Raw genomic sequence first — 23,086 nt, 5'->3', positions numbered from 1 at the left:
CCCACAGCAATAGTGTGGGAGCCGGCTTGCCGGCGATGGGGCCGGTACAGGCTATACGCCGAATCAGCGCTTGCGCAGGATCACGCTACCGATCGAATACCCCGCACCAAACGAGCTCAGCACGCCCAACGCGCCCTTGGGCAGGTCATCTTGGTACAGGTGGAAGGCGATTACCGACCCCGCCGAACTGGTGTTGGCATAACGGTCCAGGATCACCGGTGCATCTTCCTCGGCCACCTCGCGCCCCACCAGCTTCTTGACGATCAGGTGGTTCATGCTCAGATTCGCCTGGTGCAGCCAGAAGCGCTTGACGTCGGTCGGCTGCAGGCCGTTCTCACCCAGGTGTTCGCCGATCAGTTCAGCGACCATCGGGCAGACCTCGCGGAACACCTTGCGACCTTCCTGGACGAACAGTTTGTCCGGCGCACCGATGCCCTCCTCCGCCGCGCGGTTGAGGAAGCCGAAGTTGTTGCGGATGTTGTTGGAGAACTGGGTCAGCAGCTTGGTACTGACGATTTCGAACTGATGCGCCGAGGTGGCCTGGTCGGCACGCTCGACCAGTACCGCGGTGGCGGCATCGCCGAAGATGAAGTGGCTGTCGCGGTCCCGGAAGTTCAAATGGCCGGTGCAGATCTCCGGGTTGACCATCAGCACCGCCCGGGCCTGGCCCAGTTGCACGCTGTTGGCGGCGGTCTGGATGCCGAAGGTGGCCGAGGAGCAGGCCACGTTCATGTCGAAGGCAAAGCCCTGGATGCCCAGCGCTTGCTGCACTTCGATGGAAATGGCCGGGTACGGGCGCTGCAGGTTGGAACAAGCGACGATCACCCCGTCTACGTCGGCAGCGGTACGGCCTGCGCGTTCCAGTGCCTGGCGGGCAGCGGCCACGGCCATTTCGCAGAGGATCGACGGCTCGTCGTTGGAACGCTCCGGCAGGCGCGGCTTCATGCGCTGCGGGTCGAGGATGCCGGCCTTGTCCATGACGAAGCGGCTCTTGATACCGGAAGCCTTCTCGATGAAGGCAGCATCGGACAGCGGCGCTGCCTCCAGCTCGCCGCGCTCGATGGCGGCAGCGTTGTCGTGGTTGTACTGCTGCGCCCAAGTGTTGAAGGACGCCACCAGTTCTTCGTTGGAAATACTCTGGGCCGGGGTATACAGGCCTGTGCCGCTGATCACGACGTTATGCACGGTCGTTCCTCTGGTCAGAGGCCATCGCACGCAGCGCTGGCCGGGAAAAAGGCAACATAATGGCACTTTAGTACCAATTTATGTACGAGGGCTGCGCCCTCGATCACGGGGCACACCCCCTCCCACAGAATAGGACGCTATCCCTATAGGAGCGGGCTTGTCCCGCGATGGGCCGCACAGCGGCCCAAATTCCCGCAAGTTTGCCACATCTCCCCAGGTTTAGGCTTCCACCTGAGCCCACTGTTTGGCCAAACGTTTGTCGGAAACCGGCACCTTGGTGCCCAACTGCTGGGCGAACAACGACACCCGGTATTCCTCCAGCCACCAACGGTACACCGTGAGCTGTTCGTCCCGCTTGCCCTCCTGGGCATGCTTGTCGGCGCGGGCCTTGTACTGGGCCCACAAGTTGGCCAGCTCGCCGCTCCACACCCGGTCTTTCTGTACCTGCGAACCGAGCTTCTCCAGGCGCAGCTCCACCGCCTTGAGATAGCGCGGCAACTCCTTGAACCAAGCCGCGGGCGTCTCGCGCACGAAACCTGGGTATACCAGGTTGGCGAGTTGCTGCTTGATGTCGTTCAGCGCGACCGCCTGGCTCAGGTCGATCTTGCCCTTGAAACGCTTCTGCAAGCCATGCCACAGCTTGAGCACTTCCAGAGTCTGGCGGGCCAGGCGCTCGGCATGCTCGGCCCAGCTGCCGCGCTTGCGCTCGGCCAGCCCGGCGAGCGCTGCGCCATCACGCGGCAAGGGCGCCTCGCCTTCGAGGATGCAGCTGTCCAGGCTGGCCAGGAGGATATCCTCCACCAGCGCCTCGACCCGGCCCAGCTCGCGGTACAGCAGGCCCAGCTCGGTCAACCCCGGCAGCTTGCCACGCAGGAACTTCGCAGGCTCGGCCAGCTGTTGCAGCAGCAACCGCTGCAGCGCGCGGCGGTGCTGGAATTCGGCTTCGGCCTGGGTCGAGAAACGCCCTTCGCGCACTGCCCCGGCCTCTTCCACCAGCGCTGGGTACACCGTCAGCGACAGCCCTGCGATCTTCTGCTGGGCGGTCTGCGCCACCTCGGCGAATGCCTTGGCCTGCACCGGCTGCTCGGCTTTTTCATTACGCGGCATGGCCAGCGCAGCCTGGCTCGCGGCGGCGAAACGGGCGGTCAGCTCGGCCAGGTCGCGGCCTTCGCCGAGGAACTTGCCCTGGCCATCGACCACCTCGATGTTCATGCGCAGGTGCCCTTCCACCAGCCCGGCCGCTTCGGCCCAGGCGTCGTCCGGCACCCGGGCACCGGTCATGCGCAGCAGTTCCTGGCCCAGGGCCTGGGGCAAGGCGCCCTGGCCGAAGCTCATGCGCGCCAGGGCCGCCTTGACGAAATCGGGCACCGGCACGAAGTTCTTGCGCAGGGCCTTGGGCAGGTTGCGCACCAGCGCCACGCACTTGGCCTCGAGCAGGCCGGGTACCAGCCACTCCAGGCGCTCGCCTGGCAGGCTCGGCAGCAGCGGTGCCGGCACGCGCACGGTAACGCCGTCACGGGGGTGGCCTGGCTCGAAGTGATAGGTCAACGGCAGGCGCAGATCCCCCACTTGCAGGCTGTCTGGGTATTGCGCGGCAGTCACTTCGCTGGCCTCGCGGGCCAGCACGTCCTCTTCGCGCATGATCAGCAGGTTCGGGTCCTTCTGGCTGTTGACCCGGTACCAGCTGTCGAAGGTCGCGGTCTGGTGGATTTCTGCCGGCAGGCGCGCCTCGTAGAAGGCGTACAGGGTTTCCTCATCGGCCAGGATGTCACGCCGCCGGGCCTTGGCCTCCAGCTCGTCGAGCTGCTCGAGCAGGCGCTTGTTGGCGGACAGGCACTTGGCCCGCGACTGGATCTCAGCGCCCACCAGGCCGTCGCGGATGAACAGCTCGCGCGACACCACCGGGTCGATCGGGCCGAAGTGCACCGGCCGGCGGCCGACCAGGATCAGGCCATACAGGGTGATCTGTTCATAGGCCACCACCTGGCCGCGCTTCTTCTCCCAGTGCGGCTCGAAATGGTTCTTCTTGACCAGGTGGGTGGCCAGCGGCTCGATCCAGTCCGGTTCGATCTTGGCCACCATGCGCGCATAGAGCTTGGTGGTTTCCACAAGCTCCGCGGCCATCACCCACTGTGGGCGCTTGCGGCCGATGCCAGAGGACGGGTGAACCCAGAAACGCCGCTGACGCGCGCCCTGGTAGTCACCGTCCTCGGTCTTGTGGCCGATCTGGCTCAACAGGCCACTGAGGATGGCCTTGTGCATGCGTGGGAAGTCCGCCGGCTCCTTGTTGACCGCCAATTGCAGGTCGCGGCAGATCAGCGAGAGCTGGCGGTGGGCATCGCGCCATTCACGCAGGCGCAGGTAGCTGAGGAAGTGCTTGCGGCACCAGTTGCGCAGCGGGTTGGCGGTCAAGGCCTGGCGCTGCTCCTCGAACCCCCGCCAGAGGTTGACCAGGGCGGCGAAATCGGAGTCGGTGTCCTTCCACTGCGCATGGGCCTGGTCGGCCGCTTGCTGACGCTCCGGTGGGCGCTCGCGCGGGTCCTGCACCGACAGGGCACTGGCGACGATCAGCACCTCCTGCAGGCTGCCTTGACGGGCGCCTTCGAGCAGCATGCGGCCCAGGCGTGGGTCGATCGGCAGGCGGGCCAGCTGGCGGCCCAGCGGGGTCAGCTGATTCTCGCGATTGACCGCCGAGAGCTCTTGCAACAGGTTGAAGCCATCGCTGATGGCCTTGCCATCCGGCGGTTCGATGAACGGGAAGGCATCGATCGCGCCCAGGCGCAGGTGCAGCATCTGCAGGATCACCGCTGCCAGGTTGGTGCGCAGGATCTCGGGGTCGGTGAACGCCGGTCGGGCGTTGAAGTCCTCTTCGCTGTACAGGCGCACGCAAATGCCCGGCTCGACCCGCCCGCACCGGCCTTTGCGCTGGTTGGCACTGGCCTGGGACACGGCCTCGATAGGCAGGCGCTGGACCTTGGCCCGGTAGCTGTAGCGGCTGATGCGCGCGGTGCCGGTGTCGATCACGTAGCGGATGCCCGGAACGGTGAGGGAGGTTTCGGCAACGTTGGTGGCCAGTACTACCCGGCGCCCGGTATGAGGCTGGAAGATCTTCTGCTGCTCGGCCGGCGTCAGGCGCGCATACAGCGGCAGGATCTCGGTGTGACGCAGCTGGGCCTTGCGCAGGATCTCGGCAGCGTCACGGATCTCCCGCTCGCCCGGCAGGAACACCAGCACGTCGCCGGGGCCCTTGCCCTCGCTGCGCTCGTGATGGGCCAGCTCGTCCAGGGTGGCGAGGATCGCCTGGTCGACAGTGAGGTCGTCCTCGACACGGTTGCCCTCCTCGTCCTGCTCGCTGGTCAGCGGCCGGTACCAGGTGTCCACCGGGAAGGTACGGCCCGACACTTCGATGATCGGCGCGCCGTCGAAATGCTTGGAGAAGCGCTCCAGGTCGATGGTCGCCGAGGTGATGATCAGCTTCAGGTCCGGGCGACGGTGCAGCAGGGTCTTCAGGTAGCCGAGCAGGAAGTCGATGTTCAGGCTGCGCTCGTGGGCTTCGTCGACGATGATCGTGTCGTAGCGTTCGAGGAAGCGGTCGTGCTGGGTCTCGGCCAGCAGGATGCCGTCGGTCATCAGCTTGACCAGGGTACCGGCATCGCTCTGGTCCTCGAAGCGTACCTGGTAGCCGATCAGCCCACCCAAAGGCGTGCCCAGTTCTTCCGCCACCCGCGCCGCCACGCTGCGCGCGGCGATCCGGCGTGGCTGGGTGTGGGCGATCAGGCCATGGCGGCCGCGCCCCATCTCCAGGCAGATCTTCGGCAACTGGGTGGTCTTCCCCGAGCCGGTCTCGCCGGCGATCACCAGCACCTGGTGCTCGGCCAGGGCCTTCTTGATCTCGTCGCGCTTGGCCGCGATGGGCAGGCTGTCGTCGTAGCGGATGCTCGGCACGCTCTGCTGGCGGGCCACGACCTGGGCGCAGGACGCCTGGACCTTTTCCACCCACAAGGCCTGCTTCGCCTCGTCGGGGCGCTTGCGCAGCTCGTGCAATTGGCGCCGCAGCCGATGGCGGTCGGCGATCATGGCGTGGTCGAGGTTCTTCAGGAGTTGGTCGATTGAGTGGTCTGTCATGGGGCTTTTTGGTGATGCAGGTGAGCCTGCTTTTTCATGATCGGCATTCGAAGATGCGCGATTGTCGCAGATTTGCGACCGCTTTGCTGTCTGTGCTGCCGCCCCTGTGGGCTTTGTGTCGCGAAGCGGCCCTCTCGATCTATGCCCCGGCTTCGTACCCCTTTCGCGGCGCAAGGCCGCTCCTACAGCATTTGCGCCATTCCCTGAAATGTTTAGTCAGCCATGGAATGAACATTGCCATTCACTGCTTTAATCAACCTTACGCCCCATGTGAGTATCCAGGCATGACCCGCCCCTCGAGCAATGCGCACCCGGCTCTCCCCAAGGCCAAGGCGCGCGCCGGCGAAAACCCGCTGGTACATGTCATCCTCGCCTTCTGGGCCCTGTGGCACTGCCGCCACGCACGCCCGCCGGATACTTCGTTCGCGCCTCACTGACCCGTCCCGGCCACGTTCGGCCGGTTTCCCGGTACGACCCGCCCCCTGTATGCGGCGGTCCTGTGCGCCTGCGGGCGCGAGCGAACATCATGCACTTTGCCAACCCCGACCAGGCCAGACGCTTCCTGGCCGACAACCCTGATATCGAACTGTTCGAGCTGTTCATCCTCGACGCCAACGGCGTGCCCCGCGGCAAGCTGTTGCACCGCGACGAGCTGCTGGCGGTGTATGAAAGCGGTCGTCCCCTGCCCAGCACCATCCTAGGCCTGACCCTCAATGGCGAGGACGTGGAAGACTCCGGCCTGGTCTGGGACGTGGGCGATATCGACTGCCGCGCCTACCCGCTTGAAGGCAGCCTGGTACGCCTGCCCTGGCGGCGCGTGCCGACCGCCGCCGTGCAGGTGAGCATGCACCCCAGCGAGGGCCTGCCGGCCAGCGTGGCGGACCCGCGTCATGTCTTGCTGCGCACCCTCGAAGCGCTCGAGGCCGACGGCTACCACCCGGTGATGGCCTGCGAGCTGGAGTTCTACCTGCTCGACCAGCGACGCGACGCCCAGGGCCGCCCGCAACCGGCACTGGACAGCGACGGCGGTCGCCCACACGCCACCCAGGTGTACGGGCTGCGTGAGCTCGAGCAGATCGAACCTTTCCTCGCCGACCTCTATGCCGCCTGCAAGGCCCAGGGTATTCCGGCGCGCACGGCGATTTCCGAGTATGCCCCCGGCCAAGTGGAAATCACCCTGGAACATGGCCATGCCTTGCAAGCCATGGACCAGGCCGTGCGCTACAAGCGCCTGGTCAAGGGCATCGCCAATGCGCATGGCATGCAGGCCTGCTTCATGGCCAAACCCTTCGCCCACCTGGCCGGCACCGGCATGCACATGCATTTGAGCCTGGCTGATGCCGAAGGCAACAACCTATTCGCCAGCAGTGATCCGGCCGGCACCCCGCTGCTGCGCCAGGCGGTCGGCGGCATGCTGCGCCACCTGCGCGAATCGTTGCTGTTGTTCTGCCCCAACGCCAACTCCTACCGGCGCTTTCAGGCCAACAGCTATGCGCCGCTGGCACCGACCTGGGGCGTGGACAACCGAACCGTGAGCCTGCGCGTACCCGGCGGGCCGGCCAACAGCCGGCATGTGGAGCACCGCATCTGCGGCGCCGATGCCAACCCGTACCTGGCCGCCGCGGCCATTCTCGCCGCCGCCCACCGGGGCGTGCGCGAGCAGCTCGACCCCGGTGCGCCGGTGCAAGGCAACGGCTATGCCCAGGCCAAGGAGCACCTGCCCACCGAGTGGCTGACCGCCCTCGATGCCCTGGAGCATTCGACCTGGGCCCGGGAGGCCCTGGGCGAAGCCTTCCTCGGGGTCTACCTGAAGGTCAAGCGCGCCGAATATCGCCAGTTCATGGCCGAAGTCGGCGAGCAAGACTGGCGCTGGTACCTGCACCAGGCATGAGCCTCATCCGTTTGAAGGAATCGACATGAACGCAGCATCGAACACCCTGGCGGCGCAACGGGCGCCGTCCTACTACAGCGCCACGCTCAACGACCCGACCGCATATCCGACGCTCACCGGCACCGAGCAGGTCGACGTGGCCATCATTGGCGGCGGCTTCACCGGGGTCGCCACGGCAGTGGAACTGGCCGAGCGGGGCTTGAAGGTGGCCATCGTCGAAACCAACCGGATCGGTTGGGGCGCCAGCGGGCGCAACGGCGGCCAGGTCACCGGCAGCCTCTCGGGCGACGAGGCCATGCGCACGCAGATGCGCAACCGCCTGGGCAGCGAGGTGGACGATTTCATCTGGCACCTGCGCTGGCGCGGGCACCAGATCATCGAGCAGCGCGTGGCGCGTTACGGTATCGACTGCGACCTCAAGCGCGGCCACCTGCATGCGGCGATGAAGCCGTCACACATGAACGAGCTGCAGGCCAGCTACGACGAGGCAGTGCGCCGGGGAATGGGCGAGCAGGTGCAACTGCTCGATCGCGCCGCGGTCGGCCAGCACCTGCAGAGCCCGCTGTACCTGGGCGCCTTGAAGAACCGCCGCAACCTGCACTTGCACCCGCTCAATCTGTGCATGGGCGAGGCTCGCGCCGCCCATTCGCTGGGTGCGCTGGTCTACGAGAACTCCGAAGTGCTGGAGATCATCCATGGCCCGCGCCCGGCGGTGGTCACCGCCCAAGGCCGCATCGAGGCACGCCAGGTGCTGCTGGCAGGCGATGTCTACCACAAGCTGGAAAAGCGCCAGCTCAAGGGGAAGATCTTCCCGGCCATGGGCGGCATCGTCACCACCGCACCGCTGGGTGAGCTGGCCGAGCAGATCAACCCTCAGGACCTGGCGGTGTACGACTGCCGCTTCGTCCTCGACTACTACCGCCTGACGGCGGACAAACGCCTGCTGTTCGGCGGCGGCGCCAACTACTCGGGCAAGGATTCGCGGGACATCGAAGGCGAACTGCGCCCATGCATCGAGCGCACCTTCCCCGCACTCAAGGGCGTGCCGATCGAGTTCAAGTGGAGCTGCGCCATGGGCATCGTGGTCAACCGTATCCCGCAGCTCGGCAAGCTGTCGGACAACGTCTGGTATTGCCAGGGCTATTCAGGGCATGGCATCGCCACCAGCCATATCATGGGCGAAATCATGGCCGAGGCCTTGACCGGGACCCTGGAGAAATTCGACACCTTCGCGGCGTGCAAGCACATCAAGGTGCCGATGGGGGACTTGCTGGGCAATCCGCTGTTGGCGGCGGGGATGTGGTACTACGGGATGCTCGAGAAACTGCGCTGAGTGCGCGCAGGCCTTTGTAGGAGCGACCTTGTGCCGCGAAAGGGCCGCAAGGCGGCCCCGAGCCTCATCAGCGATGACTGAAAAAGCCGGGGCTGCCTTGCAGCCCTTCGCGGCACAAGGCCGCTCCAGGGATGCGCGTCGACAGTGAGTCAGGCGATCTTCTTCAGGCCCTGTTTCTTCAGCTCTTCATCACGCAGCTCGCGACGCAGGATCTTGCCGACGTTGGTGGTCGGCAGCGCATCGCGGAACTCGATGTAGCGTGGCACCTTGTAGCCCGTGACGTTGGCGCGCATGTGCTCCATCACCTGCTCCTTGGTCAGGGTCATGCCCGGCTTGACCACGATGAACACCTTGATCACTTCGCCCGACTTCTCGTCCGGCACGCCGATCGCCGCGCACTGCAGCACGCCCGGCAAGCCGGCCAGCACGTCTTCGAGTTCGTTGGGGTACACGTTGAAGCCGGACACCAGGATCATGTCCTTCTTGCGATCGACGATGCGCATGTAGCCGTCCGGCTGGATCACGGCGATGTCGCCGGTCTTCAACCAACCGTCCTGGTCGAGGATCTCGGCGGTGGCGTCCTCGCGCTGCCAGTAGCCTTTCATGACCTGCGGGCCCTTGACGCACAGCTCGCCGACCTCGCCCAGGCCCAGCTCGCGGCCGCTGTCATCGATGACCTTGCACAGGGTGGAAGGCACCGGAATGCCGATGGTGCCAACCTGGTTGGCCTCGGCCGGGTTGACCGCCGCCACCGGGCTGGTTTCGGTCATGCCGTAGCCTTCGCAGATGGCGCAACCGGTCACCGCCTTCCAGCGCTCGGCCACGCTCAACTGCAAGGCCATACCGCCAGAGAGGGTGATTTTCAGTGCCGAGAAGTCCAGGGCGCGGAACGCGTCGTTGTTGCACAAGGCGACGAACAGGGTGTTGAGCCCGACGAAGCCGCTGAACTTCCACTTGCCCAACTCCTTGACCATCGCCGACAGGTCACGCGGGTTGCTGATCAGCACGTTGTGGTTGCCAATCAGCATCATGGCCATGCAATGGAAGGTAAACGCATAGATGTGGTACAGCGGCAGCGGGGTGATGAGGATCTCGCAACCCTCATGCAGGTTCGAACCCATCAGCGCCCGGCATTGCAGCATATTGGCCACCAGGTTGCGGTGGGTCAGCATGGCACCCTTGGCAACCCCCGTGGTACCGCCGGTATACTGCAGCACCGCGACGTCGTTAGGCTGTGGGTTGGCCTCGGTCACCGCGCCCCCCTTGCCCAGGGCCAAGGCATCGTTGAAGCGCACGGCGCCCGGCAGGCTGTAGGCCGGCACCATCTTCTTCACGTACTTGATCACGCTGTTGATCAACAGGCGCTTGAGCGGCGGCAGCAGGTCGGCCACCTCGGTGACGATCACATGCTTGACCTGGGTCTTGGGCACCACCTTCTCGGCGAGGTGGGCCATGTTGGCCAGGCATACCAAGGCCTTGGCGCCGGAGTCGTTGAACTGGTGCTCCATTTCCCGCGCGGTATACAGCGGGTTGGTGTTGACCACGATCAGGCCGGCGCGCATGGCACCGAACACGGCCACGGGGTATTGCAGGACGTTGGGCAGTTGCACGGCGATGCGGTCGCCGGGCTTGAGGTCGGTATGCTGTTGCAGCCAGGCGGCGAAAGCGCCCGAAAGCGTATAGAGCTCACCGTAGGTGAGGGTCTTGCCCAGGTTGCTAAAGGCCGGTTTGTCGGCAAAGCGTTGGCAGGATTGCTTGAGTACCGCCTGGATATTGGGGAATTCGTCAGGATTGATTTGAGCCGTAATTCCGGCTGGGTACTTATCCTTCCAAAAATTTTCGATCATGGAAGCCCGCTCCTTCAGCAACAGCCAATTCGTCACGCATTGTGCGTTTATTATTGATATGAGATGACGGCTCATTGCAAACCGGATCATCCGAAAGCGCGCCGAGAGTAACAGCTTTGCAAAGGGTCGACTAGAGCCCGAATCGGCCCAATCGGTCACAAAAATGACTCAAAGAACTATACAGGTCATTTTTAGAGTATTTAACCAAAACGTCGCAATTCAGGCCGAAACCGGCAGGCTAGAGCGTCGCGCCCGCTCCTACAGGATCATGCCCATCATCCAGTGGCGCAGTCCCTGCAGGAGCGGGCTTGCCCCGCGATGGGCTGCCTGGCAGCCCCTCTGTGTGTCACAAACAGCTTGCCTGACAGGCTACTACGCGGGCATTCAGGCGATATCACGCAGCTCGCGGCGCAGGATCTTGCCCACCGGGGTCATGGGCAACGAATCGCGCAGCACGATGTGCTTGGGCACCTTGTAGCCTGTGAAGTTGGCCTTGCAGAACGCCTTGAGCTCCTCGACATCCAGCCCGCCCTCCCGGGGCACCACGAACAGCTTGACCGCCTCGCCGGAACGTTCGTCCGGCACGCCGATGGCTGCGCAGTTGGCGACCTTCGGATGCCCCATGACAACGTCCTCGATCTCGTTGGGGTACACGTTGAAACCCGAGACGATGATCATGTCCTTCTTGCGATCGACGATACGGGTAAAACCGTCGGGGTCGATCACGGCGATATCGCCTGTTTTCAGCCAACCCTCGGCATCCAGGGTGGCAGCGGTGGCGTCAGGCTGCTGCCAGTAACCTTTCATGACCTGCGGCCCCTTGATGCACAGCTCGCCCCGCTCGCCCAGGGGCAGCTCATTGCCCTGGTCATCGATGACCTTGAAGGCTGTGCCCGGCACCGGGATGCCCACGGTGCCCAGGCGCGCGAGCTCGCCATAGGGGTTGGTACTGGCCACCGGAGAGGTTTCGGTCAGGCCATAGCCCTCGACGATGCGACAGCCCGTCAGTTGCTCCCAACGTTCGGCGGTGGCCTTCACCAACGCCGTACCGCCTGAGTTGGTGACCTTGAGGGCGGAGAAATCCAGAGCCTTGAAACCGGGGTGGTCCATCAGCGCGACGAACAGCGTGTTCAACCCCAACAGCGCGGTGAACCGCCACTTGCCCAGCTCCTTGATGAAGCCTGGGATGTCGCGGGGGTTGGTGATCAGCACGTTATGGTTGCCGGTGACCATCATGCACATGCAGTTCGCTGTGAAGGCATAGATGTGGTACAGCGGCAGCGGCGCGATCATCACCTCCTGGCCGTCCTTGATCAGCCGCTGGCCGTCGGGGCCGTGCTGGGCGAAGCAGGCCAGCACCTGCAGCATGTTCGCGACCAGGTTGCCATGGGTGAGCATGGCGCCCTTGGCAAGGCCAGTGGTGCCACCGGTGTACTGCAGCACGGCGATGTCATCGAGCGCCAGCGCCACCGGCCTGGGCGACAGGCCGCGGCCCTGGCGCACCACCTGCTTGAACGACACGGCCTGGGGCAGGCTGTAGGTCGGGACCATCTTCTTCAACTTGTCGACCACGGTGTTGACCAACCAGCCCTTGGCGGTAGGGAGCAGGTCGCCCATCTTCGCCTCGATCAGGTACTGGATATCGGTATCGCCGAGCACCTCCTGCACGCGCTGGCCGAACATGTTCAGGTACACCAGGGCGCGGGCGCCGGAGTCCTTGAACTGGTGGCGCATCTCACGGGCGGTATAGAGCGGGTTGGTGTTGACCACGATCAGGCCGGCGCGCATCGCACCGAATACGGCGATCGGGTATTGCAGGACGTTGGGCATCTGCACCGCGATGCGATCGCCTGGGACGAGGTCGGTGTGCTGCTGCAACCAGGCCGCGAATGCCGCGCACTGGCGGTCGAGGTCGGCATAGCTGAGGGTCACGCCCAGGTTGCTGAAGGCCGGGCGGTCGGCGAAACGCTTGCAGGAGCGCTCGAAGACATCGACCACGGATTGGTAGGCATTGATATCGAGGGTGGAAGGCACGCCCGCCGGGCGCTTGTCGTTCCAGAATTCGGCTTGCATTTATAGTTGTTCCTCTGCCCGAAGCTGTCCCTACCTCTTTTGCCCTTGCGTGCAAAAGGGTGTTGAACCGACGTTAGCAGGTAAGACGCAGGTGGCATACAAGCCAAGTGCCGCTATTAACATTGTGAATCTTATTTGTTGCCGTCCTGCAATCGGCACCATTGCGCATACACTGTCTCGAAGCCGTGTGCAAAGGACCTTCCATGCCCCATGACGCCTTCTGGCTGCCTGCCAGCGAGCATTGCAGCCTCTATGTCCACCAGTGGTTGCCGGCCACCCCGGTCAAGGCCGTGGTGCTGCTGGCCCACGGCATGGCCGAGCATGCCGGTCGCTACCGGCGCCTGGGCCATGCCCTGGCGGATGCGGGTTTCGCGCTGCTCGCCCCGGACCTGCGTGGCCATGGCCGTACCGCCGAGCTGGGCTGCCTGGGCCTGTTCGCCCGTCACCATGGCTGGGCCACCGTGGTCAATGACCTGGGCCTGCTCGCCCAGCACATCGGCCAGCAGTTTCCGGGTACGCCGTTGTTCCTGTTCGGCCACAGCATGGGCAGCTACATCGCCCAGGCGTACCTGATGCACCATAGTGGCAGCCTGCATGGCGCGGTGCTCAGTGGCTCGAATTTCCAGCCACCGCTGCTGTACCGCACCGCGACCCTGGTGGCCCGCGCCGAAGCCTGGCGCCAAGGCCCTCTGGGCAAGAGCGGGCTGATCGACTGGCTGTCGTTCGGCTCGTTCAACAAGGCCTTCAAGCCCAACCGCACCGCCTTCGACTGGCTCAGCCGCGACGCGGATGAAGTCGATCAGTACATTGCCGACCCCCTGTGCGGCTTTCGCTGCTGCAACCAACTGTGGATCGATCTGCTCCAGGGCCTGGCGCAGATCAGCCAGCCGAAGAACCTAGCGCAGATCGACCCGAACCTGCCGATCCTGGTCATTGGCGGCGAATGTGATCCGGTCAGTGCCGGCAAGCGTCTGAAAGGTCTGGCCGACGCCCTGCGCGCGACCGGCAACCGGCACGTGCAACTGCGCCTGTACCCCGAGGCCCGGCACGAATTGCTCAACGAAACCAACCGCGACGAGGTCACCGCCGATATCCTCGGCTGGCTGGAGCAGGCCCTGGCCCTTGGCCGCCCTGCCCGCAGTGAATGATGTACACTTTCTCGTCCGCCCTCTAAGGAAGCCCCGATGACCCAGGTCACCAACACGCCCTACGAAGCCCTCGAAGTCGGGCAGAAAGCCAGCTATGAAAAGTCCGTGCAGGAACGCGACATCCAGCTGTTCGCCGCGATGTCCGGTGACCACAACCCGGTGCACCTGGATGCCGAGTTCGCGGCCAAGAGCATGTTCCGCGAACGCATCGCCCATGGCATGTTCAGTGGTGCCCTGATAAGCGCCGCGGTGGCCTGCACCCTGCCGGGCCCTGGGACCATCTATTTGGGCCAGCAGATGAGCTTCCAGAAGCCGGTGAAGATCGGCGACACCCTGACCGTGCGCCTGGAAATCCTCGAGAAGCTGCCCAAGTTCAAGGTGCGCATCGCCACCAATGTGTACAACCAGAACGACGAGCTGGTCGTCGAAGGCGTGGCCGAGATCCTCGCGCCGCGCAAGCAGCAGACCGTCGAACTGGTCACCCCGCCGAATTTCGTCGCCAGCTGAGACGGCGCCACCTGTGGGAGCGGGCTTGTCCCGCGATCAAGGGCGAAGCCCTTGCCAGGCGACGGCGATATCGGGCCCGGCCCAATCGCGGGGCAAGCCCGCTCCCACAAGGCCCGAAAATCAAATAGTTATGCGTTGTTCCATGAGAGCTGGCTTGCCAGCGATAGGGCCTGGGCAAGCGACTCAAGACAGTTGCTCCCACACCGCCTTGAGCCTGCTCGGTGCTCACCCCAACTCGCGCAGACACCGCTCGATATGACGCCGTTCCGGCCCTTGCCGGGTAAGCGCCAGCGCCTGGCGCCAGGCGCCTCGGGCCTGCTCATCCTGCCCCAATTGCCGATGTAACTCGGCCCGCGCGGCATGGGCCAGGTGGTAGTCAAGCAGCTCGCCCCGCCCCAGGATCGCCTCGATCGCCTGCAACCCGGCCCTCGCCCCATCCCGTTTGGCCAGTGCCACCGCCCGGTTCAGCTCGACCACCGCTGATGGCCAGTGCCGTTGCAACACATCGTATAGCCCGACGATTTCGGCCCAGTCGGTCTGCTCGGCACTGGGCGCCTCGGCATGCACCGCAGCGATGGCCGCCTGTACGGTGTAGGCACCGAACTGTCGGCTGCGCAGCGCCTGCTGCACCAATTGGCAGCCTTCGTCGATCTGCGCACGGTCCCACAGGCTGCGGTCCTGACGGTCGAGCAGCACCAGCTCCCCGGCCGCATCGGTGCGGGCATGCAAGCGCGACGCCTGCAGCAGCATCAACGCCAACAGCCCGAGCACCTCGGCATCGGGCAACAGCTGGGCGATCAAGCGCCCCAGGCGAATCGCCTCGTCGCACAATTCGCGCTGCACCAAGTCCTCGCCGGAGGACCCGGAGTAACCTTCGTTGAACACCAGGTACACCACCCGCAACACGTTTTCCAGGCGCTCGGGCAGCTCGCCCAGGGCCGGGACCTGGTAGGGAATGCGCGCATCGCGGATCTTGGCCTTGGCGCGAACGATGCGCTGGGCGATGGTCGCCGGGCTTTGCAGGAAGGCCCGGGCGATCTGCTCGGTGGTCAGGTCGCATACTTCGCGTAGGGTCAGCGGGACCTGGGCGTCGGCGGCAAGGGCCGGGTGGCAACAGGTGAAGATCAGACGCAGACGGTCGTCCACCAGCAGTTCCTCCTCGCTGGGGTCTTGCCCCTCCCCCTCCAGAAGCATGATCAGGTCAGCCTGGGAACGGTCGAAGCGGGTCCGCCTGCGCAAGGCGTCGATGGCCTTGAAACGGCCGGCGGAGACCAGCCAGGCCCAGGGGTTGTCCGGGATGCCGTCCCGCTGCCAACGTTCGACGGCGATGAAGAAAGCGTCGTGCATCGCCTCTTCGGCCAGGTCGAAATCGCCGAGCAGGCGGATCAGGGTCGCCAGGATACGCCGGGAGTCGCGGCGGTAGACCGCCTCGACTTCCCCACGCACCCGTTCGGCGTCGACCATCAGTCCGGCATCCGCTGGGTCACGACCTCCACCAGACGGTCCAGGCTTTCGCCCCATCCCTGGTAGAAGCCCATTTCTTCATGGGCGCGACAGTCGGCAGCGCTCCAGTGCAAGGCCCGGGCGGTGTAGCGGGTCTTGCCCTGCTCATCGTCGAAGGTCATCACGGCGGTCATGAAGGCCTTGCCCGACGGCACCCAACCGGGGCCGAACGCATCGGTGAATACCAGCCGCCGCGGTGCGATGATCTCCAGAAACACACCCTGGTTGGGGTACTCGGCGCCATCGGGCGCCCGCATCAGGGTCCGGAACAGGCCACCGACCCACAGCTGCATCTCGCACTCGGGGGTGGTCATGCCGTGAGGCCCCCACCATTGGCTCAGCCACTGGGGCTCGGTCCAGGCGCGGAACACCTTGGCAGGCGGTGCATCGATCAGGCGGCTGATGGCCAGCTCATGCTGTGCCTGGGCCAAGCCTGGTTGTGCAAGGCTCATTATGCGCGTTCTCCGTTGTCAGGGTTGCAGCTCGCGCACCGGTCGCACTTCCACACTGCCGACCCGCGCCGCCGGGATGCCCTTGGCGATGTTCAGCGCCTCGTTGAGGTCGCGGGCATCGACCAGGTAGAAACCGGCCAACTGTTCCTTGGTCTCGGCGAACGGGCCGTCTGTCAGGCTCATGCGCCCGCCCCGCACGCGTACCGTGGTGGCAGTCTGCACGGGCTTGAGCGCCTCGGCCGCGAGCATTCGCCCGGAGCCCTGCAACGACTCGACGTAGGCCATGCATTCGGCATCTTCGGGGCTGTCGGGCAAGCTGTGCAGCAGCCCTTCGTCACAATAGACCAGGCACAGGTATTTCATGGTCGTCTCCAATGCTGGGGTAGCGGGCAATTACCGATGAGCGGTGTCAGGGCTTGAGGTTGAACAGGGCCTTCTGGGTCTGCATGTCGAAGGGCGCCGACCAGTGTTCATGGATGACCTGCCACTGCCCGCCCCTACGACGATAGCCCACGGTGGCGCGCATGAAGCCGCACTGGCTTTCGTTGTCCGCCGGGCCGCAGCGGTTGAGCCAATGCGCCAGGGCCAGGTCGCCGTCGGCGTGCACGGTCAGCTGGGCGAGCTCGAAGACCATCGGCCCGGTGCAAAAGCTCATGCACATTTCCCAGTGTGCGCGGTAGGCGGCCTTGCCCTTGAACTGCAGTTCCTGGATGGCATCGAAGGCCACGATGTCGTCGGCATAGGGCGCGGTGATCGCATCCAGGTCACGGTCGCGCACGGCTTGCATCCAGCCTTCGATCAGTTGGCGGAGTTCGGTTTCGGCTGCGGTATTCATCGGTGTTTCCTCCGATCATTCATGAGTGAGTGGCACCGGGTGAGGCCGGTGCCTTCATGACTGGTCGAACAGGAATCGGGGAAATCGACACCGCGCTGAAAATCTTTTTCGTAGCCATCGAGGCTGTATGGCAAAGGCTTCGCCCTTGATCGCGGGGCTAGCCCACGGAACCCTGCGTGGGGTTGGCTTATAGCGCTGGGCTGGTGAGGATGAATTCGCGGTAACCGGAAAGAATCACGTACCCCGCGAAGTAACAGAAGATCGCTGCCGACAACAGGTACGACCAGGTCAGCAACCGATCCCCCAGCAAGCGCCCACCATGGCTGGCGATGCCGCACAGGCCCAGGCACCAGACCACCCCGGCGGTGAAGAAGCCTCCCAGGAACAACCCGGCCTCCAGCAGCCCGCCTGCACCGGAGCGGGAGATCAACACGCCGCCCACCGCGGCGAACCAGAGAATCGCACTGGGCGAAGACATCGCCAGGAACATTCCCCGCAGGAATTCGCGCCAGGCCGGCTCGATCACTACCTGGCCACGGGCCTCCAGGTGCCCGCCACGCCAGGCCGCCAATGCCATCTTCAGCGCAAACCATACCAACAACGCCGAGCCGCCCAGCCACAAGGCCCAGCGCACCGCCTCGAACTGCAACAGCACGGTCATGCCCGCCAACGCCGCGACGGCATAGATCAGGTCACCGACGCACGTGCCCAAGCCCAGCCAGAGGCCCTGCATGAAACCGCGGCGCATCGCCAGGGTGATCATGGCGATGTTGGCCACGCCGATGTCCAGGCACAAGGACAGGCTCAGAAGGAATCCATTCGAAAAAGGCATGGGGGCACTCTGTATTCGCTACGGCTCGAGAAGAGGCGCATTGTGCCTGGCTTGTATCGTGGCTGTCAGGCCCGTGCAGCCTGCTCGAAGACCTCCAAGATTTCAGCAGGCGCATGTCAGGCCCCCATCAATACACGCGCATACCGCTCGCGGTCGATGTTCGCCCCACTGAGCACCACGGCCACACGCTTGCCGGCCTGCAGCGCGCGCTCCTGCATCAATGCGGCCAGGGCTGCGGCCCCGGCACCTTCGGCGGTGTTGTGGGTGGCTTCGTGATAGAGGCGCATGGCCTGGGCGACTTCCTCGTCGGTGACCCGCACGATGCGCGCGGCATGCTCGCGCACCAGGGCGAAGGCGTCGGGATGGGGGACGCGGCAGGCCATGCCGTCGGCAAAAGTGTCGGCGGTTTCGGTGGTGACGATGCGGCCCTGCTCGAAGCTCCGGGCGTAGGCATCGGCGGCGCTGGAAACCACACCGACGATCTGGGTCTTCAGACCCAGCAGGTTGCGCGCCTGGATCAGGCCGCAAATCCCCGATCCCATGCCGATGGGCACATAGACGCAGTCCAGGTCGCCCACCGCCTCGAACAACTCCAAGGCATAGGTGGCCACGCCCCGCACCAGTTCCGGGTGGAAGGACGGCACCATGGCATAGCCCTTGGCCTCGGCCAACCTGGCCGCTTCTTCCCGCGCCACATCGAAATCGACGCCATGCTCTACCAGCTCGGCTCCCAAAGCCCGCATGGCGGCATTCTTCTCCCGCGAGTTGCCCTCGGGTACGACGATCACCAACGGCAGCCCGGCCTGGCGCGCCGCCAGGGCCATGCTCTGGCCATGGTTGCCACGGGTAGCGGTGACTAGCCCGCGTGGTGGCTTGCCGCTGGCCAGCAACGAACGCACATAGACCAACCCCCCACGTACTTTGAAGGCCCCGGTAGGCGCATGGTTCTCGTGCTTGACCCACACCTGGCAGCCGAGCCGGTCGGCCAACAGCGGCCAGGCGTGCTGCGGGGTGGGAGGTACGTGCTGGTGGACGAAAGCGGCGGCTTCACGCAGGGCGGGCAGGTCGAACATGACGATCATCCTTCATCGTGGCAAATGTGGACCGATCCTAAGCCCGACGGGAGCTCGCTGGCAAAGAACGTTTACCTACGAGGCCATGCGCAGGCCCTGTGGGGCTAGCGCTGGTCCCCTGTGGGAGCGGCGGTGCGGCGGTCCGACTGGCGACGGTGATATCGGGTCCGGCCCTATCGCGGGACAAGCCCGCTCAGGCAACCCGCCAGCGGCAAGGTTTGCGTAATCCTGTAGGAGCGGCCTTGTGCCGCGATGGGGCGCGTAGCGGCCCCAATTATTAAGGCAAAGCCGCTATTCAATGCGTAGAGCGCAGTCGAAAGGTTCGATCTCACACAAGATCCTGCTCACAACAACAGCAGCAGAGGCATGATCCTACCCCTTCTGTTGCTCGTCAGACGCGATAGCCCAGGCGCCGCCAAACGCGACGTCAGGAGGCCGAGTGGAAGCCTTGCGTAGGTGGGTGCCAGGCATGGATGCCTGGCAAGCGGCGCAGGGCCATGGATGGCCCTTCGCCGCGCCCCGCCGGAGCAAGGCTGGAGCGAGGGAACCCCGGAGCGCAGCGCAGGGGCCGGATGCAGGAGCCAGCGTTTTTTGGTTACTTTTTGTCGCGTTTGACAAAAAGTGACCCGCCGTAAGGGCGGAAAGGTGAATAAGCGTCGCCATCGCAAATGGACTTTGCGCTTACGTCAAAACCAACAATTTATCGACTGCATTGAAATAGCGAAATATCCATTCGCCATGGCGGCGCTCACTCACCTTTTCGCCTTTACGGCGACCTACTTTTGCTCTTGGGCAAAAGTAGGCAAAAGCCGCTGGCTCCTGCATCCGGCCTCCTGACGTCGCGTTTGGCGGCGCCTGGACCATCGCGCATCGCAAGCAGAAGCAAAGGCAAAGGCAAAGGCAAAGGCAAAGGCCGGTCGGTCATTGGGGGGCGACTTGCCTCGCGGATTGGGCCTGCCCGTGCTACCTCTCAGAGGCCGCCCAGCACCCCACCCATCCAGCGCCCATCCAACAGCAAGTGGTCAACCCAGAACACCTGGTGCACCGCCACGATGCCCCAGAATGTCAGCTGATACGACACCTTGCGCGTCTTATGCCGGAACAGCTGCTGGGCCAGCAACGCGCCTGGCCAACCGCCACACAGCTCGCTGGCATGCAGCACCTTTTCCGGCGTGCGCCAGGCTCCGGTCCGGGCTTGTTGCTTGTCTTGCCAATACAACATCAGGCTAACCAGGCTCACCGCCGGGTACAACGCCAGGGGCAGCCAGGACTGCCCGCTCCAGGCCATATGCACCGCCCCTGCCAGCGGCAGCAGGCACAGTCCGGCAAGTACCAGCAGCTTGAGGCCCAGGTTGCGAACGCCCTCCTGAGTGCGTTCGCCGCCACGGCGAGGCGCGGTCTGGGTGCGTGCCATATCAGCCGTGTGCCGTGGCCCAGTTGACCCAGCCGAACTGCCAGGTCGCCAGGATCAACAGGCCGAAGACGATGCGATACCAGGCAAAGGCCGCATAGCTGTGGTTGGCGATGAACTTGAGCAGGCCCCGCACGGCGATCATGGCGAAGATGAACGACACCACGAAACCGATCGCGAACACCGGCAGGTCGCCCGGCTGGAACAGGTCGCGGTATTTGTAGCCCGAGTATACCGCCGCCCCCACCATGGTCGGCATGGCCAGGAAGAACGAGAATTCGGTCGCTGCCTTACGCGACAGCCCGAACAGCAGGCCACCGATGATGGTAGAGCCGGAGCGCGAGGTGCCAGGGATCATCGCCAGGCACTGCACGAAACCGATCTTCAGGGCATGGCTCCAGCGCATGTCATCGACGTGATCGACCTCGATGCGGTGCTCGCGACGCTCAGCCCACAGCATGATCACCCCACCCACCACCAAAGCTGCCGCCACGGTGACCGGGTTGAACAGGTATTCGTGAATCAGGTCGGCGAACAGCACGCCCAGAATCACCGCCGGGAAGAAGGCGATCAGCAGGTTAGCCGTGAATCGGCGCGCCGTCGGCTGGCTGGACAGCCCCAGCACCACGTCGAAGATCTTGCGCCGGAACTCCCAAACCACGGCGAGAATCGCGCCGAGCTGGATGATGATGTTGAAGGCCATGGCTCGCTCGCCACCGAAGTCGATCAGATCGGCGACGATGATCTGGTGCCCGGTGCTGGAGATGGGCAGAAACTCCGTCAAACCTTCGACGATCCCTAAGATGATTGCCTGAAAGGCACTCCAAAAATCCATTGTTCCCCCGATGAGGCGCTGCTGCGTACAGGCCCCTTGTTCTTGATTTACATATGGTTGCCGCTAAGGCCCGGCCGTTTTACAGCCACGACGGGGCCAATGCCAGCGGAAAAGGCCCAGATACCTAAAGGTTTCATCTTGCGCGGCCGAGATCCTATCAGAGCAGCCTGTCGATGGCTCGCGTCAGATGCGACACGAAACGTCTGGCCCGGCACTTAGCCCTTGGTCGAGTGTGCCGCATCGGCCCCGGCATGCTTGGATGCACCTGATAACAAGAACAACGGGGAGTACCTTTGATGAAGACCTTGAGGTCGATGTCGATCAGCCGGCGCCTGTCGCTGATTTTGCTGGTGTCGGTGGGCATGCTGGTGGCGTTCGCCCTACTGATGCTGCGCCAGCTCCATGGCGACCTGTATCAGGCCAAGGCCGAGAAGACCCGGCACGTGGTGCAGACTGCCGCCGGCGTGCTGGCCTACTACCAAGGCCTGGAGGCAGCCGGTACGCTCACTCGCGAGGCTGCCCAGCAGCAGGCCCTGCAGACTGTGCGCAGCCTGCGTTACGACAAGGACGACTACTTCTGGATCAATGACCTGGCGCCCAGGATGGTCATGCACCCGACCAACCCCAAGCTCGACGGCCAGGACCTTTCCGGTATCCGTGACCCCGACGGTTTCGCCGTGTTCAACGAGATGGCAAGCCTGGCGCGCAGCCAGGGCGCAGGCCCGGTGAACTACCGCTGGCCCAAGCCCGGCGCCAGCGAGCCGGTGGCCAAGACGTCCTACATCCAGCTGTTCAAGCCCTGGGGCTGGATCATCGGCTCGGGCGTGTATGTCGATGACGTGCAGGCCGAGTTCACGCGCCAGGTGCGCGATGCCTCCCTGGTGGGGCTTGGCATCGCCCTGTTGATGGCGCTATTGGTCGTGTTGATCGCCCGCAGCATCGCCCGCCCGTTGCAGGAGGCGGTGCAGGCCATGGCCACCATCGCCAGCGGCGAGAGCGACCTCACCCGCCGTCTGGATACCCATGGGCGTGACGAGGTCACCCGCCTGGGCGAGCATTTCAACCGTTTCAACGGCAAGCTGCAAGGCGTAGTCGGCCAACTACAGGATGCAGCCCATGCCCTGGCCCGATCGGCCGAGCATGTGGGCGACAACGCAGGTCAGGCCCAGGCGCGCAGTGCCCAGCAATCGTTGCAGATGGACCAGGTGGCCACGGCGGTCAACGAAGTCACCTATGCCGTGCAGGACGTGGCCAAGACCGCCGAGCAGGCCGCCAGCGAAATGCAGGCGGCGCAGCGCCAGGTCGACCATGGCCAGCAGGCGATCCATGGCAGCCTGCAGCAGATCGACCGACTGTCCAGCACCATCGACCAAGCCGTGCAGGTGATCGGCGAGCTGGCCGGGCACAGCACGCGGATCGGCGGCGTACTGGAAGTGATCCGCTCGATTGCCGAGCAGACCAACCTGCTCGCGCTCAACGCCGCCATCGAGGCGGCCCGCGCCGGCGAACAGGGCCGCGGGTTTGCCGTGGTTGCCGACGAGGTGCGGCTGCTGGCCCAGCGCACTGCCCAGTCGACCGCCGAGATCCAGGCCATGATCGAGCACCTGCAAGGCCAGTCCGAGGCGGCGGTCAGGGCCATTGGCACCAGCAGCGAAGCCTCGCGCCAGACCGTCGAACAGGCCCGCGAGGCGGGTACCAGCCTGGATGCCATCAGCCAGGCGCTGCACAACCTCACCGCCCTCAATGCCTCGATCGCCAGCGCCACGCTGCAGCAGGCCCATGTGGTAGAAGAGATCAATCGCAACGTGCTGGAGACCGCCGGCCTGTCGCAACAAACCGCCGACGCGGCGCGCCAATCCAGCGACGCCGGCGCCTCCCTGGCGCGGTTGAGCGAGGAGTTGGAGCAGCTGCTGCACCAGTTCCGGGTGTGACCGTACCGCTCGCTCGTAGCCGGCGCCGCCCTTGCCATTTAATTGCGCTACCAGGGCCGGCCCAATCGCGGGGCAAGCCCCGCCAGTTTAACCACAACGCCTGGA

18 protein-coding genes are annotated in these 23,086 nt (G+C 64.7%); 6 read left to right on the top strand and 12 right to left on the bottom strand.

The genetic code is table 11. The features are described 5' to 3' along the window. Window positions 1–63: 63 nt before the first annotated feature. Window positions 64–1,185 carry a beta-ketoacyl-ACP synthase III gene (locus IRZ56_RS19965; protein WP_196146526.1) on the bottom strand — a complete coding sequence of 374 codons (1,122 nt, stop codon included), beginning with the start codon at window positions 1,183–1,185 and terminating at the stop codon, window positions 64–66. Between the two features lie 219 nt (window positions 1,186–1,404). Next, window positions 1,405–5,310 (bottom strand): ATP-dependent RNA helicase HrpA, encoded by a 3,906-nt coding sequence (gene hrpA, locus IRZ56_RS19960; protein WP_196146525.1) that lies wholly within the window; start codon window positions 5,308–5,310, stop codon window positions 1,405–1,407. Between the two features lie 526 nt (window positions 5,311–5,836). On the opposite strand from hrpA, the gene IRZ56_RS19955 reads away from it, so the two are divergent. After that, window positions 5,837–7,201 (top strand): glutamine synthetase family protein, encoded by a 1,365-nt coding sequence (locus tag IRZ56_RS19955; protein ID WP_196146524.1) that lies wholly within the window; start codon window positions 5,837–5,839, stop codon window positions 7,199–7,201. A 25-nt stretch (window positions 7,202–7,226) separates the two neighbouring features. Continuing rightward, window positions 7,227–8,534, top strand: coding sequence for an NAD(P)/FAD-dependent oxidoreductase (locus tag IRZ56_RS19950; RefSeq protein ID WP_196146523.1), 1,308 nt, complete (start codon window positions 7,227–7,229; stop codon window positions 8,532–8,534). A gap of 149 nt (window positions 8,535–8,683) precedes the next feature. Here the strand turns inward: IRZ56_RS19950 and fadD1 are convergent, their stop codons facing one another. Together fadD1 and fadD2 are read right to left on the bottom strand one after the other, a co-directional pair. After that, window positions 8,684–10,381 (bottom strand): long-chain-fatty-acid--CoA ligase FadD1, encoded by a 1,698-nt coding sequence (gene fadD1, locus IRZ56_RS19945; RefSeq protein ID WP_196146522.1) that lies wholly within the window; start codon window positions 10,379–10,381, stop codon window positions 8,684–8,686. Window positions 10,382–10,765: 384 nt separating this feature from the next. Continuing rightward, window positions 10,766–12,454, bottom strand: coding sequence for a long-chain-fatty-acid--CoA ligase FadD2 (fadD2, locus tag IRZ56_RS19940; RefSeq protein ID WP_196146521.1), 1,689 nt, complete (start codon window positions 12,452–12,454; stop codon window positions 10,766–10,768). A 203-nt stretch (window positions 12,455–12,657) separates the two neighbouring features. On the opposite strand from fadD2, the gene IRZ56_RS19935 reads away from it, so the two are divergent. Together IRZ56_RS19935 and IRZ56_RS19930 are read left to right on the top strand one after the other, a co-directional pair. Continuing rightward, window positions 12,658–13,602 (top strand): alpha/beta hydrolase, encoded by a 945-nt coding sequence (locus tag IRZ56_RS19935; protein WP_196146520.1) that lies wholly within the window; start codon window positions 12,658–12,660, stop codon window positions 13,600–13,602. 36 nt (window positions 13,603–13,638) lie between these two features. Beyond that, on the top strand, window positions 13,639–14,109 hold the full coding sequence (locus IRZ56_RS19930) for a MaoC family dehydratase (protein WP_196146519.1): 471 nt from the start codon (window positions 13,639–13,641) through the stop codon (window positions 14,107–14,109). A gap of 225 nt (window positions 14,110–14,334) precedes the next feature. Here the strand turns inward: IRZ56_RS19930 and IRZ56_RS19925 are convergent, their stop codons facing one another. The 6 genes from IRZ56_RS19925 to IRZ56_RS19900 all read right to left on the bottom strand — a co-directional run bounded on the left by IRZ56_RS19925 (window position 14,335) and on the right by IRZ56_RS19900 (window position 18,804). Further along, window positions 14,335–15,573, bottom strand: a complete 1,239-nt coding sequence (locus tag IRZ56_RS19925; protein WP_196146518.1) for an RNA polymerase sigma factor — start codon at window positions 15,571–15,573, stop codon at window positions 14,335–14,337. Next, window positions 15,573–16,064 (bottom strand): SRPBCC family protein, encoded by a 492-nt coding sequence (locus IRZ56_RS19920; RefSeq protein WP_196146517.1) that lies wholly within the window; start codon window positions 16,062–16,064, stop codon window positions 15,573–15,575. Before IRZ56_RS19920 ends, IRZ56_RS19925 begins: the two co-directional genes overlap by 1 nt. A gap of 18 nt (window positions 16,065–16,082) precedes the next feature. After that, window positions 16,083–16,427 carry a YciI family protein gene (locus IRZ56_RS19915; protein ID WP_196146516.1) on the bottom strand — a complete coding sequence of 115 codons (345 nt, stop codon included), beginning with the start codon at window positions 16,425–16,427 and terminating at the stop codon, window positions 16,083–16,085. A 46-nt stretch (window positions 16,428–16,473) separates the two neighbouring features. After that, window positions 16,474–16,899: a YybH family protein gene (locus tag IRZ56_RS19910; protein WP_196146515.1), complete on the bottom strand. Its 426-nt coding sequence runs from the start codon at window positions 16,897–16,899 to the stop codon at window positions 16,474–16,476. A gap of 187 nt (window positions 16,900–17,086) precedes the next feature. Then, complete coding sequence (locus tag IRZ56_RS19905) at window positions 17,087–17,731, bottom strand: LysE family translocator (protein WP_196146514.1); 645 nt, start codon at window positions 17,729–17,731, stop codon at window positions 17,087–17,089. A gap of 116 nt (window positions 17,732–17,847) precedes the next feature. Then, entirely contained in the window at window positions 17,848–18,804 is a 957-nt protein-coding gene (locus tag IRZ56_RS19900) for a threonine dehydratase (protein ID WP_196146513.1), read from the bottom strand. Between the two features lie 645 nt (window positions 18,805–19,449). On the opposite strand from IRZ56_RS19900, the gene IRZ56_RS19895 reads away from it, so the two are divergent. Then, window positions 19,450–19,641 (top strand): hypothetical protein, encoded by a 192-nt coding sequence (locus IRZ56_RS19895; protein ID WP_196146512.1) that lies wholly within the window; start codon window positions 19,450–19,452, stop codon window positions 19,639–19,641. A 133-nt stretch (window positions 19,642–19,774) separates the two neighbouring features. On the opposite strand, the gene IRZ56_RS19890 is transcribed toward IRZ56_RS19895, so the two are convergent. Both IRZ56_RS19890 and IRZ56_RS19885 read right to left on the bottom strand, forming a co-directional pair. Continuing rightward, entirely contained in the window at window positions 19,775–20,218 is a 444-nt protein-coding gene (locus IRZ56_RS19890) for a DUF1294 domain-containing protein (RefSeq protein ID WP_196146511.1), read from the bottom strand. Between the two features lies 1 nt (window position 20,219). Then, window positions 20,220–21,050, bottom strand: a complete 831-nt coding sequence (locus IRZ56_RS19885; protein WP_196146510.1) for an undecaprenyl-diphosphate phosphatase — start codon at window positions 21,048–21,050, stop codon at window positions 20,220–20,222. A 296-nt stretch (window positions 21,051–21,346) separates the two neighbouring features. Between IRZ56_RS19885 and IRZ56_RS19880 the strand changes: the two genes are divergently transcribed. Beyond that, window positions 21,347–22,981, top strand: a complete 1,635-nt coding sequence (locus IRZ56_RS19880; RefSeq protein ID WP_196146509.1) for a methyl-accepting chemotaxis protein — start codon at window positions 21,347–21,349, stop codon at window positions 22,979–22,981. The last annotated feature ends 105 nt before the right edge of the window (window positions 22,982–23,086 follow it).

This window comes from Pseudomonas guariconensis, from assembly GCF_015680235.1.
Lineage (GTDB): Bacteria > Pseudomonadota > Gammaproteobacteria > Pseudomonadales > Pseudomonadaceae > Aquipseudomonas > Aquipseudomonas guariconensis_A.
This window is presented reverse-complemented; position numbering and strand designations above follow the sequence as displayed.

What these genes read in the sequence shown, in the direction of transcription:
- IRZ56_RS19950 (WP_196146523.1), top strand. Translation starts at nt 7,227, where the DNA reads ATGAACGCAGCATCGAACACCCTGGCGGCGCAACGGGCGCCGTCCTAC.
- IRZ56_RS19935 (WP_196146520.1), top strand. Translation starts at nt 12,658, where the DNA reads ATGCCCCATGACGCCTTCTGGCTGCCTGCCAGCGAGCATTGCAGCCTC.
- IRZ56_RS19955 (WP_196146524.1), top strand. Translation starts at nt 5,837, where the DNA reads ATGCACTTTGCCAACCCCGACCAGGCCAGACGCTTCCTGGCCGACAAC.
- IRZ56_RS19915 (WP_196146516.1), bottom strand. Translation starts at nt 16,427, where the DNA reads ATGAAATACCTGTGCCTGGTCTATTGTGACGAAGGGCTGCTGCACAGC.
- IRZ56_RS19890 (WP_196146511.1), bottom strand. Translation starts at nt 20,218, where the DNA reads ATGGCACGCACCCAGACCGCGCCTCGCCGTGGCGGCGAACGCACTCAG.
- IRZ56_RS19925 (WP_196146518.1), bottom strand. Translation starts at nt 15,573, where the DNA reads ATGGTCGACGCCGAACGGGTGCGTGGGGAAGTCGAGGCGGTCTACCGC.
- hrpA (WP_196146525.1), bottom strand. Translation starts at nt 5,310, where the DNA reads ATGACAGACCACTCAATCGACCAACTCCTGAAGAACCTCGACCACGCC.
- IRZ56_RS19930 (WP_196146519.1), top strand. Translation starts at nt 13,639, where the DNA reads ATGACCCAGGTCACCAACACGCCCTACGAAGCCCTCGAAGTCGGGCAG.
- IRZ56_RS19885 (WP_196146510.1), bottom strand. Translation starts at nt 21,050, where the DNA reads ATGGATTTTTGGAGTGCCTTTCAGGCAATCATCTTAGGGATCGTCGAA.
- IRZ56_RS19880 (WP_196146509.1), top strand. Translation starts at nt 21,347, where the DNA reads ATGAAGACCTTGAGGTCGATGTCGATCAGCCGGCGCCTGTCGCTGATT.
- fadD1 (WP_196146522.1), bottom strand. Translation starts at nt 10,381, where the DNA reads ATGATCGAAAATTTTTGGAAGGATAAGTACCCAGCCGGAATTACGGCT.
- IRZ56_RS19910 (WP_196146515.1), bottom strand. Translation starts at nt 16,899, where the DNA reads ATGAATACCGCAGCCGAAACCGAACTCCGCCAACTGATCGAAGGCTGG.
- IRZ56_RS19905 (WP_196146514.1), bottom strand. Translation starts at nt 17,731, where the DNA reads ATGCCTTTTTCGAATGGATTCCTTCTGAGCCTGTCCTTGTGCCTGGAC.
- fadD2 (WP_196146521.1), bottom strand. Translation starts at nt 12,454, where the DNA reads ATGCAAGCCGAATTCTGGAACGACAAGCGCCCGGCGGGCGTGCCTTCC.
- IRZ56_RS19900 (WP_196146513.1), bottom strand. Translation starts at nt 18,804, where the DNA reads ATGTTCGACCTGCCCGCCCTGCGTGAAGCCGCCGCTTTCGTCCACCAG.
- IRZ56_RS19920 (WP_196146517.1), bottom strand. Translation starts at nt 16,064, where the DNA reads ATGAGCCTTGCACAACCAGGCTTGGCCCAGGCACAGCATGAGCTGGCC.